At 38.4% G+C, this 18321-nt stretch carries 21 protein-coding genes; 20 read left to right on the top strand and 1 reads right to left on the bottom strand.

Annotation, left to right across the window (positions count from 1 at the left end; genetic code table 11):
- Nucleotides 1-14 precede the first annotated feature (14 nt).
- The 11 genes from ACHUFV_RS06510 (at nucleotide 15) to ACHUFV_RS06460 (ending at nucleotide 9779) form a co-directional block, all read left to right on the top strand.
- On the top strand, nucleotides 15-1121 hold the full coding sequence (locus ACHUFV_RS06510) for a prephenate dehydrogenase (RefSeq protein WP_394232777.1): 1107 nt from the start codon (nucleotides 15-17) through the stop codon (nucleotides 1119-1121).
- A gap of 29 nt (nucleotides 1122-1150) precedes the next feature.
- Complete coding sequence (gene aroA / locus ACHUFV_RS06505; protein WP_394232776.1) at nucleotides 1151-2443, top strand: 3-phosphoshikimate 1-carboxyvinyltransferase; 1293 nt, start codon at nucleotides 1151-1153, stop codon at nucleotides 2441-2443.
- A gap of 386 nt (nucleotides 2444-2829) precedes the next feature.
- The gene (locus ACHUFV_RS06500) at nucleotides 2830-4095 is read left to right on the top strand and encodes a tetratricopeptide repeat protein (RefSeq protein ID WP_394232775.1); all 1266 of its coding nucleotides are present in this window, start codon (nucleotides 2830-2832) and stop codon (nucleotides 4093-4095) included.
- 40 nt (nucleotides 4096-4135) lie between these two features.
- Nucleotides 4136-4678 carry a ReoY family proteolytic degradation factor gene (locus ACHUFV_RS06495; protein ID WP_394232774.1) on the top strand — a complete coding sequence of 181 codons (543 nt, stop codon included), beginning with the start codon at nucleotides 4136-4138 and terminating at the stop codon, nucleotides 4676-4678.
- Between the two features lie 144 nt (nucleotides 4679-4822).
- Nucleotides 4823-5287, top strand: a complete 465-nt coding sequence (locus ACHUFV_RS06490; RefSeq protein WP_394232773.1) for a YpiF family protein — start codon at nucleotides 4823-4825, stop codon at nucleotides 5285-5287.
- A gap of 126 nt (nucleotides 5288-5413) precedes the next feature.
- Nucleotides 5414-5920 (top strand): ubiquinol-cytochrome c reductase iron-sulfur subunit, encoded by a 507-nt coding sequence (locus ACHUFV_RS06485; RefSeq protein ID WP_394232772.1) that lies wholly within the window; start codon nucleotides 5414-5416, stop codon nucleotides 5918-5920.
- A gap of 3 nt (nucleotides 5921-5923) precedes the next feature.
- Nucleotides 5924-6598 (top strand): menaquinol-cytochrome c reductase cytochrome b subunit, encoded by a 675-nt coding sequence (gene qcrB, locus ACHUFV_RS06480; protein WP_394232771.1) that lies wholly within the window; start codon nucleotides 5924-5926, stop codon nucleotides 6596-6598.
- Between the two features lie 45 nt (nucleotides 6599-6643).
- Nucleotides 6644-7423: a menaquinol-cytochrome c reductase cytochrome b/c subunit gene (locus ACHUFV_RS06475; RefSeq protein WP_394232770.1), complete on the top strand. Its 780-nt coding sequence runs from the start codon at nucleotides 6644-6646 to the stop codon at nucleotides 7421-7423.
- A 120-nt stretch (nucleotides 7424-7543) separates the two neighbouring features.
- Nucleotides 7544-8134, top strand: a complete 591-nt coding sequence (gene lhaT / locus ACHUFV_RS06470; protein ID WP_394232769.1) for a lipoprotein heptaprenylglyceryl N-acetyltransferase LhaT — start codon at nucleotides 7544-7546, stop codon at nucleotides 8132-8134.
- Nucleotides 8135-8196: 62 nt separating this feature from the next.
- The gene (ypjB, locus tag ACHUFV_RS06465; protein WP_394232768.1) at nucleotides 8197-8982 is read left to right on the top strand and encodes a sporulation protein YpjB; all 786 of its coding nucleotides are present in this window, start codon (nucleotides 8197-8199) and stop codon (nucleotides 8980-8982) included.
- Between the two features lie 98 nt (nucleotides 8983-9080).
- On the top strand, nucleotides 9081-9779 hold the full coding sequence (locus tag ACHUFV_RS06460) for a zinc metallopeptidase (protein ID WP_394232767.1): 699 nt from the start codon (nucleotides 9081-9083) through the stop codon (nucleotides 9777-9779).
- 62 nt (nucleotides 9780-9841) lie between these two features.
- On the opposite strand, the gene ACHUFV_RS06455 is transcribed toward ACHUFV_RS06460, so the two are convergent.
- On the bottom strand, nucleotides 9842-10714 hold the full coding sequence (locus tag ACHUFV_RS06455) for a YitT family protein (protein ID WP_394232766.1): 873 nt from the start codon (nucleotides 10712-10714) through the stop codon (nucleotides 9842-9844).
- Nucleotides 10715-10909: 195 nt separating this feature from the next.
- Here ACHUFV_RS06455 and ACHUFV_RS06450 point away from each other — a divergent pair, with 195 nt between their 5' ends.
- From ACHUFV_RS06450 to panD, 9 genes are all read left to right on the top strand, one after another.
- Entirely contained in the window at nucleotides 10910-11224 is a 315-nt protein-coding gene (locus ACHUFV_RS06450) for a nucleotide pyrophosphohydrolase (protein ID WP_394233407.1), read from the top strand.
- Between the two features lie 16 nt (nucleotides 11225-11240).
- Nucleotides 11241-12041, top strand: a complete 801-nt coding sequence (dapB, locus tag ACHUFV_RS06445) for a 4-hydroxy-tetrahydrodipicolinate reductase (RefSeq protein ID WP_394232765.1) — start codon at nucleotides 11241-11243, stop codon at nucleotides 12039-12041.
- A gap of 16 nt (nucleotides 12042-12057) precedes the next feature.
- The gene (mgsA, locus tag ACHUFV_RS06440) at nucleotides 12058-12480 is read left to right on the top strand and encodes a methylglyoxal synthase (protein WP_394232764.1); all 423 of its coding nucleotides are present in this window, start codon (nucleotides 12058-12060) and stop codon (nucleotides 12478-12480) included.
- Nucleotides 12481-12585: 105 nt separating this feature from the next.
- Complete coding sequence (gene bshA, locus ACHUFV_RS06435) at nucleotides 12586-13731, top strand: N-acetyl-alpha-D-glucosaminyl L-malate synthase BshA (protein ID WP_394232763.1); 1146 nt, start codon at nucleotides 12586-12588, stop codon at nucleotides 13729-13731.
- Nucleotides 13731-14927, top strand: a complete 1197-nt coding sequence (locus ACHUFV_RS06430; protein WP_394232762.1) for a CCA tRNA nucleotidyltransferase — start codon at nucleotides 13731-13733, stop codon at nucleotides 14925-14927. Before bshA ends, ACHUFV_RS06430 begins: the two co-directional genes overlap by 1 nt.
- Nucleotides 14912-15889 (top strand): biotin--[acetyl-CoA-carboxylase] ligase, encoded by a 978-nt coding sequence (locus ACHUFV_RS06425; protein ID WP_394232761.1) that lies wholly within the window; start codon nucleotides 14912-14914, stop codon nucleotides 15887-15889. The genes ACHUFV_RS06430 and ACHUFV_RS06425 overlap by 16 nt, the downstream gene beginning before the upstream one ends.
- Nucleotides 15890-16163: 274 nt before the next feature.
- Nucleotides 16164-16997: a 3-methyl-2-oxobutanoate hydroxymethyltransferase gene (panB, locus tag ACHUFV_RS06420; protein WP_394232760.1), complete on the top strand. Its 834-nt coding sequence runs from the start codon at nucleotides 16164-16166 to the stop codon at nucleotides 16995-16997.
- Complete coding sequence (gene panC, locus ACHUFV_RS06415) at nucleotides 16997-17845, top strand: pantoate--beta-alanine ligase (RefSeq protein ID WP_394232759.1); 849 nt, start codon at nucleotides 16997-16999, stop codon at nucleotides 17843-17845. The genes panB and panC overlap by 1 nt, the downstream gene beginning before the upstream one ends.
- A gap of 11 nt (nucleotides 17846-17856) precedes the next feature.
- Complete coding sequence (gene panD / locus ACHUFV_RS06410) at nucleotides 17857-18240, top strand: aspartate 1-decarboxylase (RefSeq protein ID WP_394232758.1); 384 nt, start codon at nucleotides 17857-17859, stop codon at nucleotides 18238-18240.
- Nucleotides 18241-18321: the final 81 nt, after the last annotated feature.

Genomic DNA, 18321 nt, shown 5'->3' with positions numbered 1-18321 from the left:
GGGGATGATCCGATTTGAAAGGCCGTGTATTTGTGATTGGCTTGGGCCTTATTGGCGGTTCTCTCGCATTGTGTATCAAGGGGCAGCATCATGACTGTTATCTTACAGGATTTGACATCAATGAAGAACAGGGGAAATTGGCAAAAATGCTGGGTGTTGTCGACTGTATCGCAGACAGCATTGAAGAAGGGGCAAAGGATGCTGATTTAATTTTAATAACGACACCTGTACAAGTGACTGAGAGAATTTTGGATCTTCTTGCAGACATGCCGTTGAAGGAAACGGTACTTGTCAGTGATGCAGGAAGTACAAAAGCTGAGATTGTTAAGCGTGCTGAAAAATTAACTGAAAAAGGTATTACCTTTATCGGAGGCCACCCAATGGCTGGATCCCATAAAAGTGGTGTATCCGCTGCTAGAGGGCTGCTGTTTGAAAATGCTTTTTATCTCTTAACCCCTGAGAAACATATTGCAGAGGAAAAGGTCAATCTGTTGAAAGATTGGCTGAAAGGAACGAAAGCAAAATTTATTGTGACATCGCCGGAGGAACATGATTATTTAACAGGTGTTATTAGTCATTTCCCGCATATTATTGCAGCTTCATTAGTCCATCAGGCTGAAAAGACAAGTCACGACCAAAATTTGGTGACTAGATTGGCGGCGGGAGGCTTTCGCGATATCACAAGGATTGCTTCTAGCAGTCCGACAATGTGGAGAGATATTCTCCTCCATAATAAAGAGATTTTGCTTCAGCTGCTGTCAGATTGGCAGCAGGAAATGAAAGAGGTTGCCGCGATGCTTGAAGAGCAGGATGGCGAAAAAATCTTCCAATATTTTGAAAAGGCTAAGAAATTCAGAGATGAATTGCCTCAAAAACAAATGGGGGCAATCCCTGCTTTTTATGATTTATTCGTGGATGTGCCAGATTATCCGGGGGTTGTATCGGAAATTACCGGCTACCTGGCTAAAGAAGAAATCAGTATTACGAATATTCAAATTAGAGAAACTCGGGAAGACATTATTGGAGTTCTTGTCATAAGCTTTCAAACAGAGCAGGATCGTCTTCGAGCGAAGGCATGTATTGAGCATTATACAAGCTTTGAAACTTCAATAGGTCCTTAAATATTGATTGAGACAAAGAGGGGGAAAAGATGGGTAAACATACATTACAAACAAATATTACTTCATTACAGGGGGACATTATTGTTCCCGGTGATAAATCTATTTCCCATCGTTCCGTTATGTTTGGTGCTGTGGCAGAAGGTGTGACAACTGTTACAGGTTTTTTAATGGGTGAAGATTGTTTAAGTACAGTTTCATGCTTCAGGCAACTTGGAGTAGAAATTGAAGAAAAAAATGATCAAATGGTTATCCATGGTAAAGGCTGGGCTGGGCTAAAGGAGCCTAGTGAGGTGTTAAATGTTGGCAATTCTGGCACAACGATCAGACTTATGATGGGGATTTTAGCCGGGCGCAATTTTCATGCCACATTGATTGGTGATGAATCAATCGGCAAAAGACCGATGACAAGAGTGACAAAGCCTCTCGGTCAAATGGGGGCAAAAATAGATGGAAGACAACATGGCGAGTATACGCCATTATCTATTCGTGGGGGCGGAATTTCAGGTATTGAATATCATGCACCCGTAGCCAGTGCGCAAGTTAAGTCATCTATTTTACTTGCCGGTCTTCAGGCAGAGGGTATAACAACCGTTGTTGAACCTGAAAAATCAAGAGACCATACTGAACGAATGATAAGACAGTTTGGCGGTACAGTGGATGAAAAAGGTTTGTCTGTATCGGTTCGAGGCGGACAACCATTAAAAGGAACGGAAATACAAGTTCCTGGAGATATTTCCTCGGCAGCCTTTTTTCTTGTAGCTGGTGCGATTGTCCCTAACAGCTGTATTACGTTAAAGAATGTCGGATTAAACCCAACGAGAACGGGGATCATTGATGTAATGAAGGCAATGGGCGCAGATATTACAATTGAGGAGACAGCTGAAGAGCAGTTTGAGCCAATAGGGGATATTACAATAAAGACCTCTCATCTAAAAGGAACGACAATCGGTGGAGAATTGATTCCACGTTTGATTGATGAGCTTCCAATTATTGCATTACTTGCAACACAAGCAGAAGGCGAGACCATTATACGTGATGCTCATGAATTAAAAGTGAAAGAAACAAATCGGATTGATACAGTAGTAAATGAACTGTCGAAGCTGGGTGCATCCATCACAGCAACCGATGACGGAATGGTTATTCATGGAGATGATAAGGATAAGTTTACAGGCGGCGTTGTATCAAGCCATGGGGATCATCGCATCGGCATGATGTTAGCAGTAGCTGCGTTAATTTGTAAAGAAGAAGTAAGCTTAGAACACAAAGAAGCTATCTCTGTTTCGTACCCGCAATTTTTTGCTGATTTAGAAAAATTAATGTAAATGAAAGTATAAAAAACTGCAGATCCTGCAGTTTTTTATTTTTGTTTCTATAGTAATTAGAAACTTTTTCATCATGCGTTTGTTTTTTATGAATATTTCCTTGATCAGCCTCATATTTTGACTTATGACAGTTATAGAGGTGAGCATATGGCGTATATAATTAGAAATGTAAGGATGTTAAAAAATGGACAACTTACCCGGACAAGCCTTATTATTAAACAAAATAGGATATCATCAATAAAGCCACACTTGAAAATGTGTATTAACTCTTTCGTTTATGAGACAATGTAAACAGAGAATAATACAAAATTTAAACATTAATGAAAACATAATAGTATTTTACAATCAAGCGATCGTAACGCTTTTTATTGGAAAGGGTCTAAATTATGGAATCAGTAAATAAAATCATTACACAATTAGAGAATGGTTATCATGAAGAAGCTTTAAGAGGCTATAAAAAAATATTACAAGCTGGAACAAACGAAGAGAGATTTCTCTTAGGTGAAGAACTTTTTCAATACGGGTTTCTTGAAGAAGCAAAAAGTTTATTCTGCCGTCTGCTTGAAATCTATCCAGAAGAAGGTGAGATTCTTGTGTTACTGGCAGAAACACTAATCGAACTTGGAAAGGAAGAAGAAGCGATTCTAGAGCTGGAGAAAATAAATGAGCTTGATTCTAGTTACCCAGAATCGCTAGTGTTATTGGCCGACCTATATCAAATGCAAGGTCTTTATGAGGTTAGTGAGCAAAAGCTGCTTAAAGCGAAGAAACTGCTGCCAGATGAAGTTATTATTGATTTTGCTCTTGGAGAGCTATATGCAGAGGAAGGTAAATTTGTCCAGGCGATAAATTGTTATGAACGCGTCCTAAAAACAAAGACAGAAATAGGCGGTGTAGATGTTAACCAACGAATGGCTGACGCAATTAGTGCTGGAGGGGCATTCGAGGACGCACTTCCCTATTATGAAAAAGCTTTAGATAATAAATTAGAGATTAATACACTCTTCAACTATGGGTTTACAGCCTTACAAGCAGGTTTTAACGGCAAAGCGATAGAAAAATTTCTTGAGTTAAAAGAACTTGACCCTGAATATTATTCTCTCTATATTAATTTAGCCCGAGCTTATGAAAGAGAAGAGGATTCGGAAAAAGGCTATCAAATATTAAAAGAAGGAATTCAATTTGATGAGTTTAATAAGGATTTATATTTTTATGCCGGCAAATTGGCATTAAAGACAGGAAAAGAGGAAGAAGCTGAAAAAATGTTCAGAGACGCACTGGCACTTGATCCAGAGTTGACTGAAGCGGCCTTAACATTAAATAAACTTTTACTACATCAAGAACGTTGGGAGGATGTACTTGAAATCGTTCGTATAATGGAAGAGGGAGATGAAGTAGAGACAAAATTCTTTTGGGATGCTGCTGTAGCCCATCAAAACCTGGAAAATTATTCACAGGCATTAAACTGCTATGAAAACGCATATAATTTTTATAAAGACACACAAGACTTCTTAGTGGATTATGGATATTTTCTAATTGAAGAAGGAAAAAGAGAGCGGGCTGTCGAAATTTTTAATAAGTTAGTGAGTATTGATCCAAGCAATGAAGAATATCAAGATGTATTGCAAAGACTAACAGATGACGTTGGATAATTAGAATAAAATTTGCTGAAAGCAGAGGAGGGAATCACACATGAACGCCCCTGTATCTGTCAATGAGAAAAAGGAATTTATTCGTTGGTTTCTCAATCATTATCAATTAAAGAGACGTGAATGTGTCTGGATCCTGAACTATTTAATGAGTCATGACCAGCTCATGGAAAAGGTACACTTCGTTGAACAAGCTCAATTTTGCCCGCGGGGAATTGTCATGTCAACTCATTGTGTAGATGATGTCCCATTTCGTTTCTATAAGGAAAATGTAATGACAACAGATGCGGAAAAATCATTTCATGACATACGTTTAAATCGAGAGGAAGATATTTTTATTCAACTCAATTTTCACGCTTCCTTTCAGGCTCCGCAATTTGCAGCTGTCCTTGAAGAAAATCCCTATATGCCGAAGAATCTGCAACTAAGTGAAAAAGAACGGTCGATGGCAGAAGACTTTCTTACCTCTAGTATTAGAAGATTTCAGAAAGAAAAGCTATTCCAACAGATTGATGAGGCTTTAGATAATAATGATGAAGCTGCTTTTAAGCAGTTAACTGAACAGTTAAAAAAATTTAATGCATAGCAATCCAAGACCTGTATCAAACAGGTCTTTTATTTTTGTCCAAAAATATTATCAAGCATAAAATTGGTTGACCTGGTGGTCTTCTAGACTTTTATTTTCAACATGTTAGAATAAAAGGAAATGGGAAGAAATGGAGTGGGAAAGATGAAATGGACAAGCGAAGATATTGATATGTATTTGAAGGCAAAGGAGTATGTAGATACAATCGTGTTACCATTATTTCCAATTGCACTTGATGAACGAATTAAGAAAACGGCTGAGATGACAGAGTTTATCAATCTGCTGTCAATTCAGTTAGAAAGGCAGTTTCGTGGAAGATTAATTATGCTTCCAGGATTTAACTATTTAAAATCAATTAACAAAGAAGAGGTACTAACAGACCTTTTAAAATGGGAAAAGGAATTTTTGGATAAGGGCTTTAAACATATTGTCTATTTAACCTCTGATAGTGATTGGAAGCTTGAGGAAGCAAAAATGACCGGCTCTCTGATTTGGCTGCCAACGATTCCGCTCGGGCAAATGGACCAGCAATACCGCAATACTATTTTGAAAGACCAACTGCAACAGCTCATTACATTATTTGTACAAAAATGGGAAAAACAAGAATAATAGTGATAAAAATCAATTTTATATTTTCTGATTATATTGACCTTACTGAAATATTGATATATTATTGGTATGTCCTAGTATGAAAATTGTGTTAATTTAAAATTGTTTTAAAGGGGGGGGAGAAATATGAGCAAAAATCATGTGTCTAGACGTCAATTCCTAAATTATACATTAACAGGTGTGGGTGGATTCATGGCTGCAGGAATGCTAATGCCAATGGTCCGTTTTGCTGTTGATCCTGTATTAAAGCATACAGGTACAAGTGATTTTATTGCAACGCCACAGAAGGTTAGTGAGATTACTAATGTTCCTACACGGGTTGACTTCTCTTTCACGCAGAAGGATGCTTGGTATGAGTCAGAGGTAACAAATTCAGCATGGATTTATAAAGACGATAAAGGCGAGATTATTGCCCTTTCTCCAGTATGTAAACATTTAGGCTGTACGGTTGACTGGAATACGGACAAGGCTAATCCGGATCAGTTTTATTGTCCTTGCCATGGTGGGCGATATACGAAAGATGGTACAAACGTTCCAGGTACACCGCCAACTGCACCATTGGATGTCTTTCCACTTAAAGAAAAAGACGGCTTCCTGTATTTAGGTAAAGCTGAACCGCGAAAGGGGGCGTAATCAGTGTTAAACAAAATTTATGATTGGGTAGATGAACGTTTAGACATTACGCCTTTGTGGCGGGATATTGCTGACCATGAAGTTCCGGAGCACGTAAACCCGGCACATCATTTCTCGGCATTTGTCTATTGTTTTGGGGGATTAACATTTTTTATTACTGTCATTCAAATTTTATCTGGTATGTTTTTAACCATGTATTATGTTCCAGATATTAAAAACGCATGGGAATCTGTTTATTACTTACAAAATGAAGTTGCTTTTGGACAAATTGTCAGAGGAATGCATCACTGGGGAGCAAGCTTAGTTATTGTCATGATGTTTTTACATACGTTGCGTGTTTTCTTCCAAGGTGCATACAAAAAGCCTCGTGAATTAAACTGGATTGTTGGTGTGTTAATTTTCTTTGTTATGCTTGGTCTTGGTCTTACTGGATATTTACTGCCTTGGGATATGAAAGCGCTATTTGCGACAAAGGTTACCATTCAAATCGTTGAATCAGTACCATTTATAGGGGAATATCTGAAGATTTTATTAGCAGGAAGTTCTGATATTGTTGGTGCACAAACGATTTCCCGTTTCTTTGCGATTCACGTATTCTTCCTGCCTGCAGCGTTGTTCGCCTTAATGGCAGCTCACTTTATGATGATTCGTAAACAAGGTATTTCAGGTCCATTGTAATTATAATTTTGTTTTTATTATTACTTAAAAGGAGGGAGACTATTCATGCATCGTGGAAAAGGAATGAAGTTCGTAGGCGATTCGCGTGTGCCTGCGAAGGAACACAGAAAACCGAATATTCCAAAAGATTATTCGGAATATCCTGGTAAAACAGAAGCTTTCTGGCCAAACTTTTTATTAAAAGAATGGATGGTAGGTGCGGTTTTTCTTATTGGCTTCTTATGTTTAACAGTTGCGCATCCGTCTCCATTAGAAAAGATTGCAGATCCTAGTGATACTGGTTATATACCTATGCCAGACTGGTACTTCTTATTCTTATATCAATTATTAAAATACAGCTATGCATCTGGTCCTTATAACTTAATCGGTGCACTTGTAATACCAGGCTTAGCATTTGGTGCCTTACTATTAGCGCCGTTTATTGACCGCGGCCCTGAAAGACGTCCAGCAAAACGTCCGTTAGCAACGGGCTTTATGCTATTAGCTCTTGCAGGTATAACGTATTTAACTTGGGAATCTGTTGCTACTCATGACTGGGAGGCAGCAGCAGAGCAAGGAAAAATTGTTGCTGAGGCTGATATTGATACTTCATCTGAAGGCTATCAAATCTTTGAAGCAAATGGTTGTGTAAGCTGTCACGGAAATCAACTTGAAGGTGGGGCAGCGGCTCCTGCTTTAATTGATACAGGCTTATCTCCTGATGAAGTTGCAGATATTGCTAAGAACGGTTCTCCAAGTGGAAAAATGCCTCCAGGTATGTTCAAGGGTACTGATGAAGAATTAACAAAGTTAGCAGAGTTTATTTCAAGTGTGAAAAGTAAATAATAAATAATGAAAAAGCCGGCGAAATATTCGTCGGCTTTTTCATTATTTTAATTATTATTGAACCCCAATTGCCTATGTTAAGATAGAGAGGTGAAATGTTTGGAAAGAGAGGGAAAGATTATGAAATGGATGTATCCAATCTTAGGGAGTCGTCAGTTTTTATGGATTTTACTGGTGATTAATATTCTTGGGACAGTGTACGGATATATTTGGTATGGATGGCAATTAGCAGATACACCAGCCAAATTTCTGATATTTGTTCCAGACAGTCCAACAGCTAGTCTATTTTTTGTTTTTGTACTTATTGCCTTCCTAATGAAGACAAACTGGCCATTATTTGAAGCGCTGGCTGTTGTCACCCTGTTAAAGTATGGTGTTTGGGCTGTTGTAATGAATTTTCTTGTTTTTTTTGTTGGGGGAGAGCTTTCTATTACGGCTTGGATGCTTATCCTTTCACATGCTGGTATGGCCATTCAAGGACTTTTATATGCACCTTTTTATCGCATAAAAATTTGGCATTTAGTTGTAACCGGAATTTGGACTTTGCATAATGATGTTATCGATTATGTCTTCTTTATGCTTCCTCGTTATAGTTTGCTTGATCAATACATACCCGAAATAGGATATTTTACTTTTTGGCTAAGTATCTTTTCTCTGTTTGCTGCATATCTGACAGGAGTGAGAAAAAGTCGTTATGAATTAAAGATCTAAATTGAGATAGGTCTAACCTTGTCCCATTTCTCATACATTGTTAGTAATGAGGGGGGACACGCATGGGATCCAAGCTATGGATTATAATTTTATTATGTTTTCTTTTATTATCTACAAATGTTTCAGCTAATGACGATACGGCGCCAATCGATCAGCTTAATGCTTTATCGAATGAGGCACTTCAATTAACAAAATCTCAAAGATATGAGGATGCTAAAAAGATATTAGAAGCTTTTTCTGATAAATTTTCATCTGTAACAGTAAAGGAAAACACCTTTACAATGGATGAATTGCGAATTGTCACCATTGCTCATAATGAGGCGATTGAAGCGACAACAAATGTTTCGATGAATCCAGATGAAAGAATTAATCGAGTAACCAAATTCCGTTTGGTAATTGATGCCATTTCCTCGACGAAGCACCCTCTTTGGACGAAAATGGAAGATCCGATGTTAGCAGTTTTTGATGATGTAAAGGAAGCTGCTTTTAATGGTGATCAAGAAGCTTTCAACAAAAGTCTCAATTCCTTTTTATCATTATATGAAATTATTAATCCAAGTATGAAGCTAGACATATCATCAGAGAGGTTTCAAAAGCTTGATACAAGAATCAAATTTATTGATCATTATAGACAGGATGTCTTTTCGCAGCAGAATTCGATGAAGGAACTGCTCATACTTGAGACAGACCTACAAAGTATTTTTGATGATTGGGCTGCGGACGAGACAGATCCATCGTTGTGGTGGGTAATCATTTCAACGGGGAGTATCATAATCGTTACATTATCCTACGTTGGATGGAGAAAATATATAGGGGAAAAAGAAAGAAGAAAAAATCGCTCCAGATAAGTAAAGTTTGGCAAGGAAACACCCCATTCTTTTTTTGTAACAGCTAATTGTTTGACATGGAATCATAAGAACTCTTACAATAATAGATAACAGGTATCATGTTGAATGGAGGAAATCAAAAATTGTTTTTAATCTATTTTGCGATCATTATTATCATTCCAATCTGGGCGCAGTTTCGAGTGAAAAAAACGTATTCCAAATACTCAAATGTAGCTTCGTCCTCCCATATGAGAGGTGCTGAAGTAGCAAGGAGAATTCTCGATGAAAATGGACTTTACAATGTAAATATTGAAGAGGTCCGAGGCACTCTATCAGATCACTATGATCCTAGATCAAAGACGGTTCGACTGTCATCAGAAAACTTTCATGGACATTCGATAGCTGCTGCTGCAGTCGCGGCGCACGAAGTCGGCCATGCGATTCAGGATAAGGAAGCATATAGTTTTTTACGCTTACGACATAGTTTAGTACCAGTTGCCAACATTGGTTCTAATTTTTCTTGGATATTAATTATTATCGGGATGCTGCTTGGCATGAGTAACTTTGTTTTACTTGGTATTGTTTTCATGGCTGCTGCAGTTTTATTCCAGCTTGTCACTCTTCCGGTTGAATTTAATGCTTCGAGCCGTGCAATGGATCAATGTGTCGCTCTCGGTGTTATCCGCAATGACGAAGAACGAGAAACAAGAAAAGTATTAAGTGCAGCTGCACTGACATACGTAGCTGCCGCAGCAATTGCCGTGTTGGAATTAGTTCGTTTAATACTAATTTATACGGGTATGCAAAATGACGATTAAAAAAGGATTTAGACTTCGGTCTAAATCCTTTTTTTGTCTGGACAAGCTGCCTCTTATATTTTTTAGTGCATGATGGGCTTTTTATTTTCATCTAATGTGAAGCCTTCCCCGATTACATCGTGAACAATGCTTACAGAAACGAATGCATGTGGGTCAACCTCCATAATGACACTTTTTAAGCGGACGATTTCATTTTTCGCAACAACACAGTATAATACTTCCCGATCCTGTTTTGTATAGGAACCATATCCCTTTAAAACCGTAACCCCTCTGCCCATTTCCTGTAGAATTTTATCTGCTATGGCATCATTATGCTCAGAGATAATCATAGCTCCTCTTGCTGAGTAAGCTCCCTCTTGCATAAAATCAATCACTCTTGCGGAGATAAAGACTAATACAAGGGTATACATTGCTTCGTGATAATCTAAATAAAAGAGTAAGGATAAGGTGATGACAACAGCATCAAAGATAAACATTGTTTTGCCCATGCTCCAGCCGATATATTTATGTACGAGACGTGCAATAATATCAACACCGCCTGTAGTGCCGCCAAAACGAAAGATAATCCCTAGACCTACACCAATCGAAACCCCTGCGAACAAGGCAGCTAAGGTCATATCATCCTTCAGCGGCATATTAATCTGATATCTTTGAAAAATCCAGAGAAATACAGAAACGGCTACTGTTCCAATAATGGTATAGAATAAAGAATTTCGGCCGAGAATTTTCCAGCCGACAAAAAATAAAGGGATATTTAATAGTAAATTCACATAGGAAGGATCCCATTTAAATAGAAAATAGAGAAGAAGTGTTATACCGGTAAAACCGCCTTCTGCTAAATTGTTTTGCATATTGAAATGAACAATGCCAAAAGAATATATACAAGCCCCTAAGAGAATAAAGAGAATACTTTTTAATTTTATGCTAAAAGCCATATTTTTTCCTCCGCTTCCAAATTAGACCTCAAAGCGATTATAATTATATAGGAAAAGTAATAAGGGAACAAATACATGAAAGTTTTGAAAAAAAGAAAAACATTTGTCAAAATGACTCAGTTTAGCTAACATGAAAGAAGAGTGAAATGTAACCCAACCAGTACAGAGGTGATATTTTTGTCTAATCATAAAACCATGAAAGACCTTCAAAAGGAAGTAGATGTCTATATTAGTCAATTTAAAGAAGGCTATTTCAGTCCGTTGGCCATGACAGCTAGGATGACAGAGGAGTTAGGCGAATTAGCAAGAGAGATTAATCATTATTATGGTGAAAAACCGAAAAAAGTTTCTGAAAAAGAAAATACAGTTGAAGAAGAACTTGGTGATTTGTTATTTGTCCTGATTTGTTTTGCAAATTCCTTACATATAGATCTTGAAGAAGCTCATAATCGGGTGATGAATAAATTTAATACTCGGGACAAAGATCGCTGGACAAAAATCGATAAATAAGAAAGAGGAGAATGGAATGGAAAAAATAAAAATTATCATTGCAGGACCGCGTGGCAGAATGGGATCTGAAGCAGTTAAACTTGTTGAAAGAACAGAGCATTTTGAATTAATCGCAGCCGTTGATCATAAGCACGGGGGCAAGCTTTTAAATGAGGTAGAAGGTGTTTCTGCATTGCCGGTGCCGGTATTTGCAGACATAACCGAATGTTTATCTGAAGTTAAGGCAGATGTTCTCATTGATTTAACTACGCCAGAAATAGGTATGCATCATACGAAGACTGCATTGGAGTTTGGTGTTCGTCCAGTAGTTGGTACAACCGGTTTTACAAAAGAAAATCTAGCAGAACTAGAGGAGCTTTGCAGAGATAAAGAAACAGGCTGTATTATTGCACCAAACTTTGCATTAGGTGCTGTGTTAATGATGAAATTCTCACAGCTTGCAGGGAGATACTTTCAGGATGTGGAGATTATCGAATTACATCATGATAAGAAGCTGGACGCACCTTCAGGAACAGCAGTTAAAACAGCTGAGATGATTGCTCAGGTTAGAGAGGAAAAATCACAAGGGCATCCTGATGAAAAAGAAACACTACAAGGTGCAAGAGGGGCTGATTTTTCAGGTATGCATATTCACTCTGTCCGTTTACCTGGTTTAATCGCGCATCAACAGGTGATGTTTGGAGCAGATGGACAAACCTTGACAATCCGGCATGATTCCTATGACAGGGTTTCGTTTATGTCAGGAGTGAAGTTAGCAGTTGATACGGTAATGAATCTTTCTACACTTGTGTATGGATTAGAAAATATTATTGAGTAAAGCGAGGAAAAACATAATGAATATCGCATTAATCGCCCATGATAAGAAAAAGGATGATATGATTCGTTTTACAACAGCCTATCAATATATTTTACAAGAGCACACATTATTTGCAACCGGTACAACGGGCCAAAAAATAATGGATGCAACTGGACTTTCAGTCCATCGCTTTCAGTCTGGACCATTTGGCGGAGACCAGGAAATTGGCGCTATGATTGCAAACAACAAAATGGATATGGTCTTTTTCTTTCGTGACCCGTTAACAGCGCAGCCTCATGAGCCGGACGTAACGGCATTAATTCGGCTGTGCGATGTGTATGCTGTACCGCTTGCAACAAATATGGGTACAGGAGAGGTATTAGTCAGAGGTTTGGAGAGAAATGATCTATCTTGGCGCAATATTGTCAGAGGTCAGGCACCAATCACCGAATCAGAATGATTGCTTTAAAGGGAAAATTTATTTATTATTTTTATTGTTTTACATAATGTATTGTAGCTTTACAAAAAGCACAGTGTATGAAGGATTTATGAGGAGAAAAGGTATATGAAAACGAAATTAAAAATTGGCATTACCTGTTACCCAACTGTTGGTGGTTCAGGTGTTATAGCAACAGAACTGGGTAAAATGCTGGCAGAAAAGGGTCATAGTATTCATTTTATTTCATCCAGCCTGCCTTTTAGACTGAAGAAGATGTATCATAATATTTATTATCATCAAGTAGAGGTAAATCAATATTCTGTTTTCCAATACCCGCCCTATGATATTGCACTTGCAAGTAAAATGGCAGAAGTGATTAAACGAGAAAAACTAGATTTACTTCATGTCCATTATGCTATTCCTCATGCTGTATGTGCGATTTTAGCGAAACAAATGTCAGGGAGAGACATAAAAATTGTGACAACTTTACATGGGACAGATATTACTGTACTTGGTTATGATGCATCTTTAACAGATGCCATACGATTTGGGATTGAAGAGTCTGATGCGGTAACAGCCGTGTCTCACTCTTTAATTTCAGAAACCTATGATCTTGTAAAGCCCAAAAATGCAATCCAGCCAGTCTATAATTTTATCGATGAAAGGGTATATCATAAGATCCCGACATGTCATTTAAAGGAAGAATATGAAATAAATGTTCATGAGAAGGTTGTTATTCATGTCTCAAACTTTCGAAACGTCAAGCGAGTTCCAGATGTAGTAAGGGCCTTTGCTAAAATAGTTGCTCGGATACCTGCCAAGCTGTTACTTGTTGGAGACGGGCCGGAATTTTCAATTGTCAGCCAGCTTGTCGAGAAATTACAGATACAGGAGCATGTTTTATTTCTTGGAAAGCAGGACAATCTCGAGGAACTTTATTCCATTAGTGATCTTATGCTTTTGCTATCAGAAAAAGAAAGCTTTGGGCTGGTTGCTCTTGAAGCAATGGCCTGCGGGGTGCCTTGTATTGGGACAAATATTGGCGGCATTCCCGAAGTGATTCAAGACGGGGTAAATGGTTTTTTATGTGAGTTAGGTAATATCGAACATGTAGCTGAGAAGGCTGTTCAACTCCTAAAAAACGAAGAAATGCATAGACAGTTTTCGCAGAATTCCATTCGTATTGTAAATGAACATTTTCGAGCTGAAACGATTGTTGAACAATATGAACAAATTTATTATCAATTATTGAAAAGTGGTGAAGTGGGATGATGCCGATTTTTAAAAGAGCCATCCCTCTTTTTGAGAGAATTGAAGAAGCCGGTTTTGAAGCCTATTTTGTAGGCGGGTGTGTTCGTGATTACATTCTGGGTAAAGAAATTGCTGATGTCGATATAGCAACCTCAGCTACACCACAAGAGGTGAAGCGGATTTTTCAAAAGACAATCGACGTCGGTATTGAACATGGAACGGTTGTTGTATTATGGGAAAAGGAATCGTATGAGCTTACAACTTTTCGTACAGATGGAGAATACAATGATTTTCGCAGACCTAGTGATGTAACCTTTATTCGTAGCCTGGAAGAGGATTTAAAGCGCCGGGATTTTACGATGAATAGCATCGCCATGAACAAGGAAGGTCAAATCATTGATCCATTTTGTGGTCAGGCAGCGATTAAAGATAGGATCATTGAAACGGTCGGTTCAGCAGCAGAGCGTTTTCATGAAGATGCCTTAAGGATGATGAGAGCTGTCCGTTTTGTAAGCCAATTATCCTTTTCAATTGAACAGAAAACCTTTTTTGCATTAAAGGAAAATGCCAATCTGTTAGAAAATATTGCAATAGAACGAAAAACCGTAGAGTTTGAGAAATTACTTCAAGGTGAAAATCGTAAGGCTGCTTTTCAGCTTTTACTTGATTCCGGGTTGTTTCAATTTTTGCCAGGCATGAGAAATCAAGAAAAGGCCTTGGTCCAAATGCTTCAGTATGATATTGAGGAATTATCATTAAGTGAAATGTGGTCTTTTCTGTTATGTTTAATGGAAATTCAAGTCGATGCTGCTGATAGGTTTTTAAGGCAATGGAAGCTGCCGGTAAAAAAAATAAAGCAGGTTAAATCAATAACAAGCTGGTTACAGTACAGGCTGCAATCACAGTGGAATACGGAAAGCTTATATATGGCTGGCCTCCAGTATGCTTTGCCTGCTGAAAGGCTTTTTAATATTTTTAACCATCAGCCATTAATACAATCTTTACATAATGTTAGAGAGCGACATGAAAATCTTGTCATTAAGGATCGTCAAGAACTAGATGTGAGCGGGTATGACTTAATTGAGTGGAACGGTCAAAAAGGCGGACCATGGGTCAAAGAAACACTAGAAAAAGTAGAGAAAGCTGTTTTAACTGGTGAAGTTGATAATAGAAGAGAATCAATAAGGGAGTGGCTGTTTAAGTGGAATCAGAGTTAAGAAAACGACTGCTTGATGCTTTTACCAACAGCAACGAGGATTTTTTGTCCGGTCAGTATTTAGCTGAGTTAATCGGCTGTTCCAGAACGGCAGTCTGGAAGCATATTGAAGAACTCCGCAAGGAAGGCTTTGAGCTCGAAGCAGTTAGACGTAAAGGATACCGAATTGTGAAGGTGCCGGAAAAAATAACAGCTAATGAGGTTCGGCTTGGCCTGATGACAAAAAGGCTCGGCCAAAATATACACTATGAGGAAAGCGTAGATTCCACGCAGAAAATTGCCCTGCAGCTAAGTCTTGACGGTGTTCCTGAAGGCACGGTTGTCATCGCAGAAGAACAAACTAGTGGGCGGGGCAGAATGGCCCGTACCTGGTTCTCTCCAAAATACACAGGTGTATGGATGAGTGTCATCCTCCGTCCTAACCTTTTACCGCAAAAGGCGCCGCAATTAACCTTGGTAACGGCTGTGGCAGTTGTACAGGCGATTGAGGAAATAGCTTCTTTAAAGCCGCAAATAAAATGGCCAAATGATATTCTCATCAATGGCAAAAAGATTACTGGAATCTTAACAGAGCTGCAGGCAGAAAGTGATCGAATTAATTCCGTAATTATTGGAATTGGAATGAACGTCAATCAGGAGTTAGAGGGATATCCTGAAGAACTCCGCACGATTGCGACCTCATTAAGAATTGAAACAGGTAAAGTTATAAACCGGGCTGAATTAATCAAATTGGTATTAGCCAAGCTTGAATATCTTTATGATCTTTATTTAACAGAAGGCTTCTATCCTATAAAACAATTATGGGAAAGCTATGCAGTCAGTATTGGGAAGATGATTACGGCCAGGATGCTGCAAGGTGACTTATACGGTAAAGCGCTAGGAATAACAGATGACGGCGCTTTGATGATGGAGGATGAGACGGGTAAAGTCCATTTGGTATATTCTGCTGATATAGAGATGTAGTGACAAAGATAGACAAATTATTGCGAAAATTGTATATTGTTATAGTCAAAAATAAATTACATCTGTTATAATTTCTTATGGGCGGTATCATTGTTGTGAACTGCACCAATGCAAGAAAAATGAATCAATAATAATATCTGCCTAGATCCGAAAAAATGGACCAGGACAGAGGGATAAAACACGTAATTTACATTTAAAATCCTTCTGCTTGCGTAGAAGGATTTTTTATATATCTGCAAACGTGTTATGCCTCTTCCTAACAGGAGGAAATGGAATGAAGCAAACAACTGACTTTTTGAAAATGAAGAAAAACGGTGAAGCTATTGCAATGATTACTGCTTATGATTTTCCATCAGCAAAGCATGCAGAGCAAGCAGAGGCGGATGTCATTCTTGTTGGTGATTCTCTGGGAATGGTTGTACTGGGATATGATTCAACAATACCTGTTACTGTAGAGGATATGATCCACCATACGAAGGCAGTAAAAAGAGGTGCGAAGAATACATTCACAATCGTTGATCTACCATTTGCAAGCTATCATTTATCAACGAGAGACACCCTATTGACAAGCACAAGAATGATGCAGGAAGCATGCGCAAATGCAGTAAAGCTTGAAGGCGCTGATGGTGTGCTTGAACATATTAAAGCCTTGACACAAGCTGGTATTCCAGTATGCTCTCATCTTGGTTTAACTCCGCAATCTGTTGGCGTTTTAGGCGGTTATAAAGTACAGGGGAAAGATGCAGAAGCAGCAAGAAAACTGATAGAGGACGCTAAGAAATGTGAAGAAGCTGGCGCCTTTATGATTGTATTGGAATGTGTGCCAAAACAATTAGCAACGAAAATAAGCAGTCTGCTTTCCATTCCGACAATTGGAATCGGTGCAGGAGACGGAACCGATGGACAAGTTCTTGTTTATCATGATGTGGCTGGCTATGGTGTTGAACGTGTGGCAAAATTTGTGAAACAGTATTGCTCTATAGACGGTGTAGCTATAGAAGGGCTTAAACAGTATGTCAAAGAAGTAAAATCAAGGGAATTTCCTAGTGAGAAGCATAGCTACACAATGGCTGAGGAAGAGTTGCAAACTCTTTATGGTGGTAAATAATGAGAGTTATTACAACCATTTCTGAACTAAAGGAAGCCATACAGGCTGAAAAATCTCAGCAAAATACAATTGGTTTTGTACCAACAATGGGCTATCTCCACGAAGGACACCGTGCCCTATTAAAGAAAGCACGGCAGGAGAATCAAATCGTTGTCCTAAGTATTTTTGTGAATCCATTACAATTTGGACCAAATGAAGACCTAGAGACATACCCAAGAGATTTTGAACAGGATCAAAAGGTAGCAGGCGAAGAAGGCGTAGATATTATTTTTTATCCTTCTGTAACTGAAATGTACCCAAATGAACTTTCCGTTACAATGACAGTCAATAAAAGGACGGATGTCTTATGCGGTGAATCTCGTCCAGGACATTTCGATGGGGTTGTAGCTGTCGTGACAAAGCTGTTTCATCTTGTACAGCCTGATAAGGCCTATTTTGGAAAAAAGGATGCACAGCAGCTAGCTATTATTGACGGGCTTGTGAATGATTATAATTTTCCATTGCAAATTGTTCCAGTGGATACGGTCAGGGAACATGATGGCCTGGCGAAAAGCTCACGGAATGTTTATTTAACGGAAAAAGAACGTGCAGAAGCACCTGCACTATATAGCAGTCTATTAATGGCTGTTGACCTAATTAAAGCCGGTGAAGATAATCCGGAAAGTATAGTCAATGCAATTACAGACAGAATCAAAACGGAAACGTCCGGGGAAATTGATTATATTAGTATTTTAACCTATCCGGGTCTAGAAAATATGGAAATAATTAAGGGCAGGTATATCATTGCTTTGGCCGTTAAATTTACAAAAGCACGTTTAATAGATAATGTTATTTTAGTAGAAGAATAGGAGGAAGCCGTATGTTTCGCACCATGATGAATGGTAAAATCCATCGTGCAACGGTTACAGAAGCAAATTTAAATTACGTTGGAAGTATCACAATCGATTCAGATATTATCGATGCGGTTGGAATGGTTGGAAATGAAAAGGTGCAGATTGTTAATAACAATAACGGTGCACGCTTTGAAACATACATTATTCCAGGTCAAAGAGGTACGGGAACAATTTGCTTAAATGGTGCTGCAGCGCGTCTAGTACAGCCTGGAGATACCGTAATCATAATTTCTTATGCCCTAGTACATGAGGACAAGGTAGCTGCACATACTCCAAAAGTGGCTATCATGGGTGAGGGTAATCGGATTAAAGAACTAATCCATGCTGAACCGGAAATGACTATTATGTAATTTTGTGAGCTGACTCTAATGAGTCAGCTTTTCATATTTGATAAAATATGATACGGTTTAACAATATAAAAAGTGTAGACC

Origin of the sequence: Niallia oryzisoli, from assembly GCF_043641075.1 — a bacterium.
Taxonomy (GTDB): Bacteria; Bacillota; Bacilli; order Bacillales; family Cytobacillaceae; genus Bacillus_BD; species Bacillus_BD oryzisoli_A.
This window is presented reverse-complemented; position numbering and strand designations above follow the sequence as displayed.

Bases quoted from the DNA above. Each gene is read 5' to 3' on its own strand.
- ACHUFV_RS06430 (WP_394232762.1), top strand. From the start codon at position 13,731: ATGCCGATTTTTAAAAGAGCCATCCCTCTTTTTGAGAGAATTGAAGAA.
- ACHUFV_RS06475 (WP_394232770.1), top strand. From the start codon at position 6,644: ATGCATCGTGGAAAAGGAATGAAGTTCGTAGGCGATTCGCGTGTGCCT.
- bshA (WP_394232763.1), top strand. From the start codon at position 12,586: ATGAAAACGAAATTAAAAATTGGCATTACCTGTTACCCAACTGTTGGT.
- dapB (WP_394232765.1), top strand. From the start codon at position 11,241: ATGGAAAAAATAAAAATTATCATTGCAGGACCGCGTGGCAGAATGGGA.
- ypjB (WP_394232768.1), top strand. From the start codon at position 8,197: ATGGGATCCAAGCTATGGATTATAATTTTATTATGTTTTCTTTTATTA.
- ACHUFV_RS06490 (WP_394232773.1), top strand. From the start codon at position 4,823: ATGAAATGGACAAGCGAAGATATTGATATGTATTTGAAGGCAAAGGAG.
- ACHUFV_RS06455 (WP_394232766.1), bottom strand. From the start codon at position 10,714: ATGGCTTTTAGCATAAAATTAAAAAGTATTCTCTTTATTCTCTTAGGG.
- panC (WP_394232759.1), top strand. From the start codon at position 16,997: ATGAGAGTTATTACAACCATTTCTGAACTAAAGGAAGCCATACAGGCT.
- ACHUFV_RS06460 (WP_394232767.1), top strand. From the start codon at position 9,081: ATGTTGAATGGAGGAAATCAAAAATTGTTTTTAATCTATTTTGCGATC.
- ACHUFV_RS06500 (WP_394232775.1), top strand. From the start codon at position 2,830: ATGGAATCAGTAAATAAAATCATTACACAATTAGAGAATGGTTATCAT.
- panD (WP_394232758.1), top strand. From the start codon at position 17,857: ATGTTTCGCACCATGATGAATGGTAAAATCCATCGTGCAACGGTTACA.
- ACHUFV_RS06450 (WP_394233407.1), top strand. From the start codon at position 10,910: ATGAAAGACCTTCAAAAGGAAGTAGATGTCTATATTAGTCAATTTAAA.
- ACHUFV_RS06495 (WP_394232774.1), top strand. From the start codon at position 4,136: ATGAACGCCCCTGTATCTGTCAATGAGAAAAAGGAATTTATTCGTTGG.
- lhaT (WP_394232769.1), top strand. From the start codon at position 7,544: ATGAAATGGATGTATCCAATCTTAGGGAGTCGTCAGTTTTTATGGATT.
- ACHUFV_RS06485 (WP_394232772.1), top strand. From the start codon at position 5,414: ATGAGCAAAAATCATGTGTCTAGACGTCAATTCCTAAATTATACATTA.
- mgsA (WP_394232764.1), top strand. From the start codon at position 12,058: ATGAATATCGCATTAATCGCCCATGATAAGAAAAAGGATGATATGATT.
- aroA (WP_394232776.1), top strand. From the start codon at position 1,151: ATGGGTAAACATACATTACAAACAAATATTACTTCATTACAGGGGGAC.
- panB (WP_394232760.1), top strand. From the start codon at position 16,164: ATGAAGCAAACAACTGACTTTTTGAAAATGAAGAAAAACGGTGAAGCT.